The 15,962-nt window shown below is 73.7% G+C and carries 16 protein-coding genes; 6 read left to right on the plus strand and 10 right to left on the minus strand.

The features are described from left to right. Positions 1-230: 230 nt before the first annotated feature. A complete protein-coding gene (locus tag ACYVHU_RS20680; RefSeq protein ID WP_078759695.1) occupies positions 231-1,544 on the plus strand; it encodes an RNA polymerase sigma factor in 1,314 nt (437 codons plus the stop codon). A 174-nt stretch (positions 1,545-1,718) separates the two neighbouring features. On the opposite strand, the gene ACYVHU_RS20685 is transcribed toward ACYVHU_RS20680, so the two are convergent. Both ACYVHU_RS20685 and ACYVHU_RS20690 read right to left on the minus strand, forming a co-directional pair. After that, positions 1,719-2,090 carry a GntR family transcriptional regulator gene (locus ACYVHU_RS20685; RefSeq protein ID WP_078759696.1) on the minus strand — a complete coding sequence of 124 codons (372 nt, stop codon included), beginning with the start codon at positions 2,088-2,090 and terminating at the stop codon, positions 1,719-1,721. Positions 2,091-2,211: 121 nt separating this feature from the next. Continuing rightward, entirely contained in the window at positions 2,212-2,604 is a 393-nt protein-coding gene (locus ACYVHU_RS20690; protein ID WP_078759697.1) for a hypothetical protein, read from the minus strand. 139 nt (positions 2,605-2,743) lie between these two features. Between ACYVHU_RS20690 and ACYVHU_RS20695 the strand changes: the two genes are divergently transcribed. Further along, positions 2,744-3,415 carry a TetR/AcrR family transcriptional regulator gene (locus tag ACYVHU_RS20695; RefSeq protein WP_078759698.1) on the plus strand — a complete coding sequence of 224 codons (672 nt, stop codon included), beginning with the start codon at positions 2,744-2,746 and terminating at the stop codon, positions 3,413-3,415. A 6-nt stretch (positions 3,416-3,421) separates the two neighbouring features. On the opposite strand, the gene ACYVHU_RS20700 is transcribed toward ACYVHU_RS20695, so the two are convergent. Beyond that, a complete protein-coding gene (locus tag ACYVHU_RS20700; protein ID WP_235000620.1) occupies positions 3,422-4,102 on the minus strand; it encodes a response regulator in 681 nt (226 codons plus the stop codon). 85 nt (positions 4,103-4,187) lie between these two features. Here ACYVHU_RS20700 and ACYVHU_RS20705 point away from each other — a divergent pair, with 85 nt between their 5' ends. Further along, positions 4,188-4,484, plus strand: a complete 297-nt coding sequence (locus ACYVHU_RS20705; RefSeq protein WP_078759700.1) for a hypothetical protein — start codon at positions 4,188-4,190, stop codon at positions 4,482-4,484. A 163-nt stretch (positions 4,485-4,647) separates the two neighbouring features. On the opposite strand, the gene ACYVHU_RS20710 is transcribed toward ACYVHU_RS20705, so the two are convergent. Then, entirely contained in the window at positions 4,648-5,913 is a 1,266-nt protein-coding gene (locus ACYVHU_RS20710; protein ID WP_432941308.1) for a sensor histidine kinase, read from the minus strand. An 89-nt stretch (positions 5,914-6,002) separates the two neighbouring features. Here ACYVHU_RS20710 and ACYVHU_RS20715 point away from each other — a divergent pair, with 89 nt between their 5' ends. Then, positions 6,003-6,623 carry a hypothetical protein gene (locus ACYVHU_RS20715; protein ID WP_235000624.1) on the plus strand — a complete coding sequence of 207 codons (621 nt, stop codon included), beginning with the start codon at positions 6,003-6,005 and terminating at the stop codon, positions 6,621-6,623. A 17-nt stretch (positions 6,624-6,640) separates the two neighbouring features. On the opposite strand, the gene ACYVHU_RS20720 is transcribed toward ACYVHU_RS20715, so the two are convergent. Genes ACYVHU_RS20720 through ACYVHU_RS20730 form a run of 3 tightly spaced genes read right to left on the minus strand, consistent with a single transcriptional unit; the run spans position 6,641 to position 9,539 of the window. After that, positions 6,641-7,297, minus strand: coding sequence for a LutC/YkgG family protein (locus ACYVHU_RS20720; RefSeq protein WP_078759702.1), 657 nt, complete (start codon positions 7,295-7,297; stop codon positions 6,641-6,643). Between the two features lie 4 nt (positions 7,298-7,301). Then, positions 7,302-8,801 (minus strand): LutB family protein, encoded by a 1,500-nt coding sequence (locus ACYVHU_RS20725; protein ID WP_498949300.1) that lies wholly within the window; start codon positions 8,799-8,801, stop codon positions 7,302-7,304. Between the two features lie 3 nt (positions 8,802-8,804). Continuing rightward, positions 8,805-9,539 carry a (Fe-S)-binding protein gene (locus tag ACYVHU_RS20730; RefSeq protein ID WP_078759704.1) on the minus strand — a complete coding sequence of 245 codons (735 nt, stop codon included), beginning with the start codon at positions 9,537-9,539 and terminating at the stop codon, positions 8,805-8,807. Between the two features lie 177 nt (positions 9,540-9,716). Here ACYVHU_RS20730 and ACYVHU_RS20735 point away from each other — a divergent pair, with 177 nt between their 5' ends. Beyond that, on the plus strand, positions 9,717-10,424 hold the full coding sequence (locus tag ACYVHU_RS20735; protein ID WP_078759705.1) for an endonuclease V: 708 nt from the start codon (positions 9,717-9,719) through the stop codon (positions 10,422-10,424). 220 nt (positions 10,425-10,644) lie between these two features. Then, the gene (locus ACYVHU_RS20740; RefSeq protein ID WP_078759706.1) at positions 10,645-10,842 is read left to right on the plus strand and encodes a DUF5999 family protein; all 198 of its coding nucleotides are present in this window, start codon (positions 10,645-10,647) and stop codon (positions 10,840-10,842) included. A gap of 43 nt (positions 10,843-10,885) precedes the next feature. On the opposite strand, the gene ACYVHU_RS20745 is transcribed toward ACYVHU_RS20740, so the two are convergent. The 3 genes from ACYVHU_RS20745 to gcvP form a co-directional block, all read right to left on the minus strand. Further along, positions 10,886-11,488 (minus strand): alpha/beta hydrolase family protein, encoded by a 603-nt coding sequence (locus tag ACYVHU_RS20745; RefSeq protein WP_078759707.1) that lies wholly within the window; start codon positions 11,486-11,488, stop codon positions 10,886-10,888. A 44-nt stretch (positions 11,489-11,532) separates the two neighbouring features. Next, the gene (locus ACYVHU_RS20750) at positions 11,533-12,705 is read right to left on the minus strand and encodes a tetratricopeptide repeat protein (RefSeq protein ID WP_078759708.1); all 1,173 of its coding nucleotides are present in this window, start codon (positions 12,703-12,705) and stop codon (positions 11,533-11,535) included. A 248-nt stretch (positions 12,706-12,953) separates the two neighbouring features. After that, complete coding sequence (gene gcvP / locus ACYVHU_RS20755; RefSeq protein WP_498949303.1) at positions 12,954-15,860, minus strand: aminomethyl-transferring glycine dehydrogenase; 2,907 nt, start codon at positions 15,858-15,860, stop codon at positions 12,954-12,956. Positions 15,861-15,962: the final 102 nt, after the last annotated feature.

Consider the following 15,962-nt stretch of genomic DNA (forward strand, 5'->3'; position numbering starts at 1 on the left):
TCCTCTCGTCCGTGTACCGCCCGTTGTCCGTCCCGCGACCCCGCCGCCCTTACCCGCTCCTCACCCCTGATCCAAACCGCTCACGACGTGATGTACACCACTACATCCGATATCCAATCGAGATCGGGAACATTTGACTCTCTGACACGTTGGACATATTGGCGCGCCAAGACGGCGGACTTCCCAAGCCGCCGCGTGCCTGACGTCTTGGAAGGGAGGGAGGTGCCCTCATGTCGCGCACTGCCCTGGCCACTTCTCCCACGGTGGCGGACACCGCAGCCGACAACGCCGCGTCGGCCGCTCTCAACGAGCTGATCACGCGGGGGCGCTCCCAGGGGCATCTGTCCCTTGCGGAGCTCCGTGACGCGTTCTCCTCGGCCGGCATCAGCCCGGCCGACGGCCGCTCCATCCTGCGCGAACTCACCGACTCCGGCGTGCGCCTCGCCAACGGGGACGACCGTTCCACCGACGCGGTGGACCCCGACGCCGACGACGAGGCGCTCGAGGAGGCCCTCGACACCAACGGGCCCGCACCGGCCGTCTCCAGGACCCGTAGGTCCAAGACCGCCTCCGCCGATTCGGAGGCCCCCGAGGCCGACCTGGACGACCAGTCCCCCGCCATGGGCGACTCCGTCCACACCTACCTCAAGGCCATCGGCCGGCGCCAGCTGCTCACCGCCGAGCAGGAGGTCGACCTCGCCAAGCGGATCGAGGCGGGCCTGTACGCCGAGTACCGGCTCGGCCTGCTCGACGGCGCCCCCGAGCCCACCGACCTCGACGACACCGAGCGCGAGGATCTGGAGTGGATCGCCGAGGATGGCCGTAGGGCCAAGGCGCACATGTTGGAGGCCAATCTCCGCCTGGTCGTCTCGGTCGCCAAGAAGTACAGCGACCGTGGCATGTCGCTGCTCGACGTCGTGCAGGAGGGCAACCTCGGCCTGATCCGCGCGGTCGAGAAGTTCGACTACGCCAAGGGCTACAAGTTCTCCACCTACGCCATGTGGTGGATCCGCCAGGCCATCCAGCGTGGCTTCGCCGACTCCGCGCGCACCATCCGGCTGCCCGTCCACGTGCTGGAGCTGCTCAGCAAGGTCAGCCGGCTCGAGCGCGACATGCACCAGACCCTCGGGCGTGAGCCCACCCCCGAGGAGCTGGCACACGAGCTGGACAAGACACCCGCCCAGATCGAGGAGTTGCTGCGGGTCACCCGTCAGCCCATCAGCCTCGACTCCACGATCGGCGAGGACGGCGAGACCCGCATCGGCGACCTCATCGAGGACATCGACGCCTCCGAGGCCTCCGAGGTCGTCGACCGCCAGTTGATGGCCGACCAGCTCCGGCGGGCGCTGGACGACCTGGAGCCGCGCGAGGCGACGATCATGTCCCTGCGCTTCGGCCTGATGGACGGACGTCCGCGCACCCTGGACGAGATCGGCAAGCACCTCGGTCTCACCCGTGAGCGCATCCGCCAGTTGGAGAAGCAGTCGCTGTCCAAGCTGCGCCACCCCAGCCGCGCCCAGCAGCTGCTGGACTTCGCCAGCTGATCCGCGCGGGGCACCCCCGCACCGGCGCGCCGCACCAGGCCCCGTACCCGCCACCCACCGGTGGCCGGTGCGGGGCCGTTCGTCTTTCGCGGGCCCCGAGGCGCAGGCGGCGGGGCCGGCGCGCTGTGGCGCGGCGACGCCTCTCCGAACGGCCCCACAGCGGCGGGACGTCCCTCAGTCGCGTCCGCGCAGGGCGGCCGAGACGATGCGCAGCGCCTCGTCGGCGTCCAGCCCCAGCCGGGAGATGACGTCGGCGTAGGCGCGGGCGGCGGCCAGCGCCTCGGTGCGCTGCCGGTCTCCGCCGGCCGCGACGAAGGTCCCCGACCTGCCGCGTGTCTCGACGATGCCGGCCTGTTCCAGCTCGCGGTAGGCGCGTGCCGCGGTGTTGACCGCGACCGACAGTTCCTCGGCGAGCGCGCGTACGGTCGGCAGCTTGAACCCGACGGGCAGTTCGCCGTTGGCCGCGGCCTGCGCGATGGCGCTTCTGATCTGTTCGTAGGGAGGGACCTTCGACGCGGCGTCGATGTGGACGAACTCCGACGTCATCGCTCCCCGTACTCCTCACCTGACATCACGCCATCCACCCTGGGCGTGGTGGGCCTACTGTCGGAATACTGCCATCAACAGGCGGGTGCGCGCATCCGTGCCGCCTCCCGGGCGGGGCCGCTCAGGAGACGGGGCTGCGGGGCAGGCGCTCGATCCCGTGCAGGCGGTGGCGTTCGCGCAAGGTCAGCAGACGCTCGGCGAGCGCGGTGGCCTCCTTGACGGCCGGCCTGGCCATGGCGCGGCGTCGGTAGATCCGGTCGTCAAGGGCGCGCGGCCCCATAAGGGTGCGGCGCCGCGCGTAGGCGGCGCGCATGGCCTCGGTCAACGCCCCGTCCAGGGCCCTGCCGAGCCGGTGCAGCTCGCCGACGTCGGCACCGCGCCGCTGCGCGTCGTGTAGCGCGCGTTCGGCTTCGGCGGCGGCGTCCAGCAGTTCGGGCAGTCGCCCGGCGAGGGCGCGGTCCTCGTCGTGACGCTCACGCGCCTGCGGGCCGACCTTGCGCCCACCCAGTCTCATGTCCCCTCCCGGGAGGTCCGTGTGGTTACGGCGGTCGCGGCTGCGCCGCCGGCACTACTCTATGGGTGAGCCGGATCACTGTGGAGGGGCGGGTCGTCCCCGCGCCATCGCCTTTACAAAGTAAGTTTAAGATGGGCTGGTGAGCCGCAACAACGCCGGACTCAGCGCCGGGCGCATCATCACCGAAGCACTCAAGATCATCGACGGCCGGGGACTGAGCGGCCTGACCATGCGACGCCTCGGCGACGCGCTCCAGGTCGAGGCCATGGCCATCTACCACCACTTCCCCCTCGGCAAGGACCAGCTCTACGCCGCGATCGTCGAGCACATCACCGACACCACCCGGCCCGTCGACGGGGACGCCCCCGCCGCGGGCGCGGCCGAGGAGGAGGCCGCGCCACGGGACGAGGAGCCCGGCGACGACCGTCCCTGGCAGGAGCGGTTGCGCTCCTGGGCCGAGGAGTACCGCGCCCGGCTGCTGCGCCACTCGGGGGCGCTACCGCTCATCGTCCACCGCAAGCCCGACAGCGCCTCGGCACTGCGCTCCCTGGAGGCCCACTACGCGGCCTTCGAGGAGGCGGGGCTGGACCGGGACGCGATCGCCCGCGCCGCGGCGGCGCTGGACGCCTACGTGACCGGAGCCGTCATCCACCAGGTGCGCGCCGAGGGCCGTCCCGGCCCCGCTCCCGCCTCGCTGGACGCCCGCCACCCGCACCTGGCCGAACTGGGCGACCCCGCCCCCGACTACGACGCCTGGTTCCTCGACGGCCTGGAGGCGCTCCTGGCCGGGTTGCGCCTCAGGTTCGGCTGACCCCGCTCACACCACGCCCAGCTCCTGGGCGAGGATCGCCGCCTGGACCCGGCTGCGCAGGTCCAGCTTGGCCAGGAGACGGCTGACATGGGTCTTGGTGGTGGTCTCGGTGATGCCCAGGCGCCGGGCGATCTGCTGGTTGGACAGCCCCTCCCCCACACAGGCCAGCACCTCGAGCTCCCGCGGGGTCAACGCGGCCAGCTCCGCCGGGGGCTGGGCCGCCTGTGGGGCCGGAGGGGCGACCGGGCTCCCGGCGAACTCCCGGATGAGGCGGCGGGTCACCGCGGGAGCGATCATCCCCTCGCCGCGCGCGACCAGGCGCACGGCCTCGACGAGTTCGTCGGCCTCGATGTTCTTCAACAGGAAGCCCGCCGCGCCGGCGCGCAGCGCCCCGAAGACGTACTCGTCGAGGTCGAACGTCGTCAGGATCAGCACGTCGACACCACTGCCGGCGAGGTCACGGGTGGCGGAGATGCCGTCCTTGCGCGGCATCCGCACGTCCATGAGCACCAGGTCGGGGCGCAGGCGCAACGCCGCGGCCACGGCCTCCTCGCCGTCGGCCGCCTCGGCGACCACCTCGATGCCGGGGGCCGAGTCCAAGATCATGACCAGGCCCGATCTGACCGCCCACTGGTCTTCGGCCACGATCACCCGGACCGTCGGCCCCATCTGCGTCCCCTCCGTCATGGCAGCAGCCTACGAGGCCGTGACAGCGAGCCGGGGAGGGTAGGGGGATAGGACGCAGCGGAACGACGGCCTGAGGGGAGCGGGGATGCCGACACGAGGTGAGCCGTCGGTCGCCGCATCCGGCGAGTGGCGGGACGAGGAGGGGGTGCGCCTCCCCGCGGGCGAGGCGCACGCCTGGTGGCCGGGTACCAACCAGACACTGTGCGGGCTGGCGCTGAGCAGGTCGCGGCTGCGCCGTTTCCACCACGTGCCCTGGCCCGACGTCTTCCCCGAGTCGGGCGGGGCCGCCGACGAGGTCCGCCGGGTGTGTCCCAGGTGCCGCGCCGCGGCCGGGGGGCGGCGCCCGGGCCGCCGCTGGAGCCGCGTCTCCCCACGCCCCTGACCCCGCGCTCCGCCGCCGTCCTGGCCGCCTCCCAACGTCCTGATGTCCACGACGTGGCCGGGCCGCAGGCGGGCGGCCCGCCGGTCCTGCCGGCGAAACGCCGACAGCGTCCCCCGGCCCGTCCGGCCCCGGCGGCGAGGGGCGGCAAGCCGCCCGGGCCGGGCTAGCCCTGCCACGGCTCCACCGGCAGGACCGCGCGCACCCGCCAACGCCGCCCGTCGACCGGTCCGGCGCTGAAGGTCCCGCCGAGCAGGGTCGCCCTCTCACGCATCCCCGTCAGGCCGGTCCCGGCCCCCAGGTCGCCGCGTTCGACGACCGTCCCTTCGGCCGGCAGGCCGTTCTCCACGGTGAGCACGAGCCGGCCCCCTTCTTCCGCCACCGCCGCCACGCTCGGCCGCTCCACCGTGACCTCGACCTGTTTGGGGTCGGCGTAGCGCAGCGCGTTGGTCAGCGACTCCTGCACGATCCGGTAGGCCGCCGCGTCCACCTGGACCGGCAACGGGACGGACGGGCCGGTCTCGGTCAGGGTGACCTCCAGGCCGGCGCGGCGGACGGTGTCGACCAGACGTTCCACCTCGGCCAGCCGGGGGGTGACCCGCTCCAGGTCGGGATTGTCGTCGGAGCGCAGGACGCCGATCATCCGGCGCATCTCCGCGAGCCCCTGCACGCTGCTGTCGCGCACCACCCCGAGGACCCGACGCACCACCTCGGGGTCGAACTCGCGCATCGACAGCGCGGCGGTCGACTGCACCGCGACCGCGCTGAGGTGGTTGGCGATGACGTCGTGCAGTTCCCTGGCCATGCGCCCGCGTTCCTCCGCGATCGCGTTGATCCGGTCGAGCTCGGCCATGCGCTCGATCTGGCGGGCCCGCTGGCGTTCCAGGTCGGCGCGCAGCCGGTGCTCCCGGATGCTCAGCCCGCTGATGGCGGGGGTGGTGAACATGAGGACGTACAGCCCGAGCAGCTGCAACAGGGTGAGCAGCCCTCCCACCAGGAACCCGCGCAGCAGCAGGTACCCGGCCACCACGACCACCAGGGCGTTGCCCACGAGGACGATGGCGAAGGCGACCAGCGCGAGACGCCGGCGCCCCCACGCCCCGACCGCGTAGAGCAGGTCGCCGTAGATGATGGGCGTCGAGGAGGAGGGGCCGAGGAACACGATCTCGACCACCAGGACGACCGTGCCCAGCAGCAGCCCCCGTCCCGGAGCCGCCCGGCGTACCAGCAGCGCGACGCAGACGAGGAGCAGCGTCACGAGCAGCCAGCGCGGATCGACCCCACCGCGGTGGACGTAGGCGCCCACCCCCCACAGCAGCAGGCCGAGCCCTAGATGGGCGCCGGCCCACAACGTACTGCCAAGGTAGAGGCGGCCGCCCAGGATCCGCCGGTCCAGGGTCTCACGCCACGGAAGTCGCCACACGGTTCCCATCTCAGCATGGCGGCGACGCACCCGCCTACTTCGAAGGTCGTAGCCGCTCTCCTCAGCGCGGGCGATGCTCCACGAGGGGCCCGCGGGCCATGCTGAAGGCCGACACACCGAACGTGGACAAGGGAACCGTGATGATCGTCGCGTTCATCCTGGCCTGTGAGGCCGCCTTCTGGGTGCTGCTCCTGGGAGGGCTGGCCGCCCGCTACCTGCTGCGCGCGCGGCGGCTCAGTTCGGCGCTGCTGCTGAGCCTGCCCCTGCTGGACGTGGTGCTGCTCGCCGCGATCGCGTTGCACCTCCACCATGGCGGTACGGCCGAGTTCGGGCACGGCCTCGGCGCGCTCTATCTGGGCTTCACCGTGGCCTACGGACACTCGATGGTCCGCTGGGCCGACGCCAGGTTCGCCCACCGCTTCGCCGGCGCCCCGCTCCCGCCCCGGCCGCCGCAGCGCGGGTGGGCGCGGATCCGCTACGAGCTGGTCGGCTGGTGGCGCGGGATCCTGGCCTGCGCGATCGGCGCCGGCGTGCTGTACGGGTTGACGGTCTTCGCCGGCGACCCCGCGCAGACGGAGGCGCTGAACCGCTTCTACCACCCCCTGGCCGTCTTCACCGTGATCAACACCGTGGTGACGGTGTGGGGCTGCCTGGAGGCCGGTACCGGCCGCGGCGAACCCTCCCGGGAGCAGACCCCCGACGTCGCCGGCCGTTCCTGAGGCGAGCGCGCCCCGGCTCAGTCCACCACGACGACGTCGATGCGGGCGGGCCCGTGCGGCCCCGCGACCGCGGCCTGGTCGATGGCGGTGGTGCGGGTGGTCCCGGTGAGCCACACCGTGGAGCGCAGCGGATCGAGCCGCTCCAGTGCCTCGGCCACGGTGGGCACGATCCTGCGGGACTCCACCACGCACAGGTGGTGGGCCGGCAGCAGGGCGAGAGCCTTGCGCCCCTGCCGCGGACCTCCGTCCAGCACCAGGGTCCCGGTCTCGGCGACCGCGACCGCGCAGCCGGTCACCGCCGCCCCCGCGGCCTCGATCGCGCGCACCGACAGGCTTCCGGGGGGATCGTCCCGGGTGATCCACACCCCGTCGAGTTCGCTGAGCCACAGCGCCGACAGGTCGCGCGGCACCGCGATGCGCCGGACGCCGTTGGCCCACAACGACGAGGCGACGACCCGTGGCAGGTCGTCGGGGTCCGCCACGTGCTGTACCCCGACGCCGCGGGCGGCCAGGCGCTCGATGAACCCCGCGACCGCGTCACCGGACGCGGTGCCGGCACCGCCCCCGCCGGCGGCCCGCTCACGGCCGAACGTCTCGACGTGTCCGGCCCCCGCGACCACGCCGGCCTGACGGACGCGCGCCAGGATCTCGGCCCGTGCCTGTCCGTCGCCCATCGTCTCACCTCCCGTCTGCGGCCCGCCGTCTACGCCACCAGGCCCGGAAGGGCTCGGTGGGCGGCGCCGGCAGGTCCCTGGCCTCGGTCCAGCGGCCGAGCAGCCCCGGTAGCCGGCGGATGCGCCCGGCGCGGGCGAGCAGCCGCGCCCAGCGGATCGCGGTCGCCTGGGCCGCGGCGTAGCGGCGCTCGTCGCCGAGCACCCACTCGGCGCTGCGCATCGCCACCGACTCGGGTGTCGGCACCGGGTTGGCCCGCCGTTCGTCGACGACACGTGCCCGCAGCTCCAGCAGCACCTCGGGAACGTCGACCCCGACCGGGCAGACATCCGCGCACGCGCCGCACAGCGTGGAGGCGAAGGGCAGCGACGCGGTGCGCGCCGTTGCCGTCCCCTCCAGGAGGGGCGTGAGCGCGGCGCCGATCGGACCGGGACGCACCGAGCCGTAGGGGCGCGCGCCGACGCGCTCGAACACCGGGCATACGTCCAGGCAGGCGGTGCAGTGGACACAGCGCAGCGCGTCGCGTCCGGCGGGAGCGGCCAGGGCGCGCGAACGTCCGGCGTCGACGAGCACGACGTGCACGTCGCGTGGTCCGTCCCCGTCGCGGTCCGGCCCGCCCCATTCGGTGACAACGGGGACGAGCGGATCGCCGGTGGCCGAACGCGACCAGGTGCGCAGCAGCACGCCCAGGTCGGAGCGGGAGGCGACGATCTTGTCGATGCCGGCGACCACGATGAGCGTGTCCGCCGACGTGGCCGCCATGCGGGCGTTGCCCTCGGTCTCCATCAGCACCACGCTCCCGGTCTCGGCGACCAGGAAGTTGGCCCCCGTGATCGCGACCGCGGTCTCCAGCAGCCGGTCGCGCAGATGGTCGCGCGCGGCCTCGACGAGGACGACCGGGTCGTCGGGGAGGTCGGAGGGCGCGCCGGGCAGGTGGCGCAGCAACGTCTCCCTGGCACGGGCGCGGTCGTGCCGGCCCGACGCCCGCGACTCGGCCGTGGGCGGGTCGTCGGCGAGCGCGGCGATCAGGTCGGCCAACGCGGACTCGTGCGGCCTGACACCCGCGCCGGCCAGGGCGCGGGCGACACCGGTCTCGCGCAGGGTGGCCGAGGAGGTGAGCACGGCGTCGCGGGCTCCGGTGGCCACGACCAGGTCCGTGACGATGCCGCGGACCTCCGCGGGGTCCCGTGCCCAGTGGACGCGGGTACCACGGGTCTCGGCCGCCTTCTCGAAGGACAGGAGGTGGTGTTCGAGGTCGGCCAGTGCCCGTTCGCGGGCTTCGCCCGCCTCGGCCCGCATGGCCTCCCAGGCGGGCTCCTCGGCGCGTCCCCGCGCCCTGCGGGCGCGCAGCCGCGCGCCCGCCTCGGCCCGCAACCGACGCGACCGGGTGTCCTCAAGCGTCTCGCGGGCGACGTCGGCGAAACGGGGCGGGCCCGGTGGACGCCGTTCGGCGCCGCGGCGCAGCAATTGGGCCCAGGGCAGGCGCTGATGGGTGGGACGCGGCATCGCTCAGCGCCCACCCGCCGGCGCGGGCCCCGCCTCGGTCGCGGCGAGGACCTCGGCGATGTGCAGGGCCCGTACGGCGCCGCGCAACCGTGACAGGGCACCGCTGATCTGGGTGAGGCAGGCGTCGTCGGAGGCGCACACGACCTCGGCCCCGCTCTGGCCGATGTCGCGGAGGCGGTCGGCGACGATGGCCACCGAGGTGTCGGCGTTCTTCCAGGCGAAGGCCCCGCCGAAACCACAGCACTCCCCCGCTCGGGGAAGTTCGACCAGTTCGAGGCCGCGCACCGCGCGCAGCAGGCGCAGGGGACGCTCGTCCCCCCGTGGGGAGCGCGGGGCCTGGCAGGTGGGCTGGTAGGTGACGCGATAGGGGAAGTAGGCGCCGACGTCGACGGTGTCGGCGACGTCGACGAGGAACTCGGTGAGCTCCAGCACCCGCGGGGCCCTCGCCACGGCCGGATCGCGCGTCGCAAAGCGCGGATAGGCGCGCCGGACCATCGCGGCGCACGACGCCGAGGGGGTGACGACGAGGTCGCACCCGGAGAAGACGTCGGCGAAGCGGGCCGCCAGCGTCATGGCCTCACGACGGTAACCGGAGGTGTGGTGGACCTGGCCGCAGCAGGTCTGTCCCTGCGGGAAGAGCACCTGGTGGCCGAGCCGCTCCAGGAGGTGAAGGGTGGCGCGCGCGGTGGCGGGGAAGAGCGAGTCGGTGACGCAGGCGACGAACAGCCCGATGCGCAACGGTTTCCCCGTCCTTCCTCGTGCCGGGCCCCGGCGGCGCGACCCGCCCGGTCCTCGGTCAGACCGCTTGCGCCATAGTAGACATGCCACTTCCGGCACCGCAGCCTTTCCCCGGCACTTTCGAACCGGCCGTCGGGGCGAGGGCGTGGTGCCGTCACCACGAGGAGGACAGGCGGCGTGTCCGGAGATCTCATCGTCCCCGGTGTCGGGGATCCCTGGCCGGCCGACCCCGAGGCGGCGCGCGCCGTCCAGGAGCGTCTGGCCGGGCGGGTCCGGCCGGAGGCGCTGGAGGCCGACGCGGTGTCGGTGGTCGCGGGCCTGGACGTGACCTACGCGGTGGACGAGGAACGCCTGGTGGCCGCCGCCGTGGTCATGACGGCGGACACCTTGGAGGTGGTCGAGACCTCGGTCGTCACCGCCCGGCCGCGCTTTCCCTACGTGCCCGGCCTGTTCGCGTTCCGGGAGCTCCCGCCCCTGTTGGAGGCCGTGGACCGGCTGCGGGTGCGGCCCGATGTCTACGTCTGCGACGGGTACGGGCTGGCCCATCCACGCCGCTTCGGTCTGGCCTGCCACTTGGGGGTGCTGCTGGACCGGCCCGCCCTGGGGGTGGCCAAGTCGGCGTTCGTCGGTCGGACCGAGGCCCCGGCGGCACAGCGGGGGGCGTGGAGCGAACTGCGCGAGGGAGAGGAGGTCCTTGGTCGCGCCCTGCGCACCCGTGAGGGCGTCAAACCGGTCTACGTCTCCGTGGGACACCGCGTGGACCTGGAGGGCGCGACCCGCCTGGTGCTGCGGCTGACCCCGCGCTACCGGCTGCCCGAACCGATCCGCCGGGCCGACCAGCTCTCCCGTGGCGTCCTGGCCGGGCGGACCGCGTCGTCGGGCTGAGAGCGGGCCCGGCACGGGCCTTCGCCCTTCGATGCCGTCGCGCGGTCGGCGGTTCCCGGTCGGGCCGGTTCCGGCCGGTTCCGAAATCGCCCGATCCAGCCGTCCCCGCGAGAACGGTCGATCCCTCAGAATGGGCAGTGCGATGTGACGTCCACCACTAGAGTTCGCGTAGGCGTCACACGCCGAAGTGGCAACGAACGACCGAACCGGAGGCACGACGATGTGCCGTCATCACCCCGAATGCCCGTCCTCCCAGGACCGTGACCGCGAGGCCGCGCGCGTCATCGCCAGCCACCCCGAGCAGGGCTGGAGTCTGCTGTGCAACGGCGTGGTCGTCTTCGAGGACACCGGAGAGCTGCTGCCCGACGGCCGCGTCATCGCCCCGCGCCGTCCCACCGACGTCCGCGCGGCGGCTTAACAACAGGGCCCCCGAGGGGGCGGCGCCGACCCGCCCCCTCGTCTCACCCGCCCAGGGCCGAGGTCAGCCAGGCCACCACCGCGTCGGCGACCGCGGCCGGGTCCTTGGCGAGGTCATGGCGTTCCCCGGGACGCACCACGAGCCGTGTCGCGTCGGCGGGGTCGGGCACCCCGAACGGATCACGGTCCCCGTTGACCACCAGGGTCGCCACCCCGGTGGCACGCAGTTCGTCCGCCCTGGACTTCTCGGGGCGGCCCGGTGGGTGCAGCGGGAAGGCCAGGGCGACCACCGCGTCGGCCCCCAGCGGCCTCGCGGTGCGGCACGCCACGCGGGCGCCGTTGCTGCGTCCCGCGAGCACCAGCGGGACGCCGGGGAACCTGGCGCGCACCGCGGTGACCACCGCGCTCCACGCCTCGTCCTGGGGACGGGTGGCCGACCCCGGCATGGCGCGCCCGGCCACCCGGTAGGGCTGGGTGACCCGTGCCACCGCGCCGCCCGAGGCGACGACGGCGTCGCGGACCGCGAGGATGTCGGGCGCGTCCACCCCGCCGCCCGCGCCGTGGGTGATGACCAACAGGAGGGTGGGCGGGCCCTCGGGCTCGTCGAGGTCCACCCGGGCCGGGCCTCGGGGCGTGTCGATCTGCATACGGCCAGGCTAGTGCCGCGACGCCTCGCGCGGACCGGGGTCGTTCACCCCGTCCGGTCCCCTTGTGACGCGCGCTCGCGCAGGTCGTCGCGGAGCGCCGGACCCCACACGTAGTCGTCGGGTACGGCGACGGCCTCCTCCATCGCCCGACGCAGCTCCGCCGGACGCGCGGCCCCGGTGGCGAGCGGCGGGGCGAGCAGGTCACGCATCCGGGTGATCGCCACGAACAGCTCTCCCGTCAGCATCGGGGTGCTGTTCTGGACGGCCGCGGTCTCGACGTAGGGGTCCCACCAGGCGCCGGCCTGCGCGCCGGGGTCCGCTTCCGTCTCCGCCGTGAAGCCGTCCCCCGGCTCGGAGACGGGGTGGAGGAACCCCCTCCGCAGCCGTGCGCGCACCTCTTGGGCGACCGCGGGGTCGGGGTGGTCCAACCCCTGCTCCCAGGTCTCGGCGGAGCCGGTGGTGTCTCCGCGCACCGCGAGCAGGCGGGCCAGTAGTTCGAACGCCACGCCGGCCGTTCCCGGATCGGGACGCGGGGTCACCGCGGAACCATCGGCGGCCGCCGCGGCGACCGCGCCGAACTGGGCGATCGCGCGTTCCACGTGCACCGCGCCGAGCAGGACGCGCAAACCGGTGTGCTCGCCTTCCTCCAGGCCGCGCAGCACCACCTGCTCGGCCTGTTCGACCTCGCCGCGGGACAGCAGCCGTCCGGCGTAGTCCAAGGCCGCCTCGACCACCGCCGGGGCCGCGCCGCCGCGCAGGGCGAGCCCCCAGTGCTCGCGCGCGGTCGCCTCGTCACCGCGCGCCTCGGCCAGCCGGGCCAGCCCGTGGTGGGCGACCGGGGCGTAGCGTCCCGCGTCGTACTCCAACGCCTGCCGCCACGCCTCGCCCGCCTCCCGGTGGGCGCCCTCCTCCTCGTAGGACAGCGCGAGATGGCAGGCGGCCCGCGGGGCGAACTCGGGATCGCCGGTGGCCATGGCGGTCCGGCAGAGGTCGCGGGCGCGTTCCACCTCGCCCAGGTCGCGGTGGATCACGGCCAAGCCGAACGCGGCCCGCGCGCGGTGGGGCCCGTCCCCTTGGGCCACGACCTGTTCGTAGAGGCGGGCGGCCGGTGAAAGCCGTCCCTGGCGGGCGAGGTCGCGGGCCTGTTCGCACAGGAGCGCGGGGTCGTGATCGTCGGTCATGGCGCTGGAGGCGGGCACACCGGGGGTCGCGGTCATCTGCGGCCACTTTCACGCGGGGGTGGTTGCACTCGGAGACTAGCGGGTGCCACGGCCCGGTCCCCCTGGGGCAGCGCGGCGCGTCCCGGATCCGGGACGGGACCGGCGGCGCGTCCCGGGGACCGTTGCGCGGCCCCCGCGTTTCCCGCCCTGCCCACCGTCGCCTCGGCCCCGGGACGGCGCCCTCGTCGAGCCCACCCGGCCGTCTTCCGGAGATCCGCCCGGAAGGCGGCCGAGTGGGGAGCGGATCAGTCCTCGAACGCCTCGGGGGCCGGGCAGGAGCAGACCAGGTTGCGGTCGCCGTAGGCCTGGTCGATGCGGCCGACCGGGGACCAGTACTTGTTCAGCCGCAGGGCCGGCACGGGGTAGGCGGCCTCGCTACGCGGGTAGGCGTGCGTCCACTCGTCGGCGCTGACCGCCTCGGCCGTGTGCGGCGCGTTCTTGAGCGGGTTGTCGGTGGCGTCGTAGCCGCCCTCGGCGACCCGTTCGATCTCGCCGCGGATGGCGATCATCGCGTCGATGAAACGGTCCAGCTCCTCCAGGTTCTCGCTCTCGGTCGGCTCGACCATGAGCGTCCCGGCCACCGGGAAGGACATCGTCGGCGCGTGGAACCCGTAGTCGATGAGCCGTTTGGCGATGTCCTCGTTGCTGATACCGGTCCGCTTGCTCAGGGCCCGCACGTCGATGATGCACTCGTGGGCGACCAGCCCGCCGGCGCCGGTGTAGAGCACCGGGTAGTGGGCCGCCAACCGCTTGGCGATGTAGTTCGCGCCGAGCACCGCGGCCTCCGTGGCCGCGCGCAGGCCCCGCTCCCCCATCATCCGGATGTAGGCCCACGAGATCGGGAGGATCCCCGCCGAACCGAACGGCGCGGCCGAGACCGGGCCGACCCCCGTGTAGGGGCCGGCCTCCGGCTGCGCCGGGTGGTTGGGCAGGAACGCGGCCAGGTGGGCCCGTACGGCGACCGGGCCGACCCCGGGGCCGCCGCCCCCGTGCGGGATGCAGAAGGTCTTGTGCAGGTTGAGGTGGCTGACGTCGGCGCCGAACTCGCCGGGCTTGGCCCAGCCGAGCAGGGCGTTGAAGTTGGCCCCGTCCACGTACACCTGCCCACCGGCCTCGTGCACCAGGCGGCAGACCTCGGTGATGGTGTCCTCGTAGACACCGTGGGTGGACGGGTAGGTCACCATGATCGCGGCCAGCCGGTCGCGGTCGGCGTCGATCTTGGCCCGCAGGTCCTCCAGGTCGACGTTGCCGTCCTCGTCGCAGGCCACCACCCGTACCCGCATACCGGCCATGACCGCGCTGGCGGCGTTGGTGCCGTGCGCCGAGGCGGGGATGAGGCACAGGTCGCGCCCCTCCTCCCCGCGGTCGCGATGGTAGGCGCGGATGGCCAGCAATCCGGCGAGCTCTCCTTGGGAGCCCGCGTTGGGCTGCAGGGACACGGCGTCGTAGCCGGTGACCTCGGCGAGCCATCTCTCGAGGTCGCGGATGAGCTCAAGGGTCCCGGCGGCCTGGTCCAGCGGCGCGAACGGGTGGAGTCCGGCGAACTCCGGCCAGGTGATGGGCTCCATCTCCGCGGTCGCGTTGAGCTTCATGGTGCACGAGCCCAGCGGGATCATCGTGCGGTCCAGCGCGAGGTCCTTGTCGGAGAGACGGCGCATGTAGCGCAGCAGCGAGGTCTCGCTGCGGTGGGTGGTGAACACGGGGTGGGTGAGGTAGTCGACGTCGCGCCGCAGGGCCGCCGGCAGCGCGTCCGCGGCGGCCGGGGGTTGCGCCACCTCGGCGACCGGCTCGGCGGCCGTGCTCGCGAAGGCCTCCAGCACCAGGTCGACGTGCTCGGAGGTGGTCACCTCGTCGCAGGAGAGCCCGACCGTGTCGTCGTCGGCGCGCAGCAGGTTGATTCCCCGCTCGCGGGCGGCGTCGACGACCGCCCCGGCCCGACCGGGGACCCGGACCCGCAGCGTGTCGAAGAACTCCGCGTGAAGCACCTCGGCGCCCTGCGCGCGCAGCCCAGCGGCGAGCCGGGTCGCGTGGCCGTGCACCCGTTCGGCGATCGCGCGCAGTCCCTGGGGGCCGTGGTGGACGGCGTACATGCCCGCCATCACGGCGAGCAGCACCTGGGCGGTGCAGATGTTGCTGGTCGCCTTCTCCCGGCGGATGTGCTGTTCGCGGGTCTGTAGGGCCAGGCGGTAGGCGGGCCGGCCCGATGCGTCGACCGAGACCCCCACCAGGCGTCCGGGAAGCTGGCGCTGGAGGCCCTCCCGCACCGACATGTAACCGGCGTGCGGCCCGCCGAAGCCCATGGGGACGCCGAAACGCTGGGTGGAGCCGACCACGATGTCGGCGCCGAACTCTCCCGGGGAGCGCAGCACGGTGAGCGCGAGGATGTCGGCGGCGACCACGGCGAGGGCGCCGCGCTCGTGGGCGGCCTCGATGAGGGCGCGCGGATCGCGTACGGCCCCGCTCGCCGCGGGGTACTGCACGAGCACGCCGAAGGCGTCGCCCGCGGGAAGCCCCTTGTCAAGGTCGGCCACGACGACGTCGATCCCCAGCGGCTCGGCCCGCGTGCGCAGCACGGCGAGGGTCTGCGGGAAGATGTCGGAGTCGACGACGAAGGTGGAGCTCTTGGCCTTGGTGGCCCGGCGGGCCAGGGTCATGGCCTCGGCCGCGGCGGTGGCCTCGTCGAGCAGGGAGGCGCCCGAGACCGGCAGTCCGGTCAGGTCGGCGACCATGGTCTGGAAGTTGAGCAGGGCCTCCAGACGTCCCTGGGAGATCTCCGGCTGGTAGGGGGTGTAGGCGGTGTACCAGGCCGGATTCTCCATGATGTTGCGCAGGATCACCGGCGGGGTCACGGTGTCGTAGTACCCCTGGCCGATCATCGAGGTGAGCACCTGGTTGCGTCGGGCCAGCGCGCGCAGTTCGGCGAGCGCGGTCCCCTCGCTCGCCGCCTCGGGCAGCGACAGAGGGGCGGGTCGGCCGGGGGCGCTGAGGATGTCCTGGGGAAGGGCCGCGGCCATCAGCTCGGCCGTGGAGGAGAACCCCACGGTCTTCAGCATGGTGTCGCGTTCCGACGGGCCGGGGCCGATGTGCCGGTCGGCGAAGTCCAGTGCCGGCTCGCCGGCCGGGAGATGGGCGGGCGTGGGCTGGACGGACATGGAGACCTCCTGGTCGCTGGGCCGGCGGGCGGCGTGCTCCTGGTCTCCCCCTCTGTCACCCACGTTGGCCGCGCCGCGGGCTGTGTCGCCCGCTGTGCTCCA

Source organism: Marinactinospora endophytica (assembly GCF_054780875.1).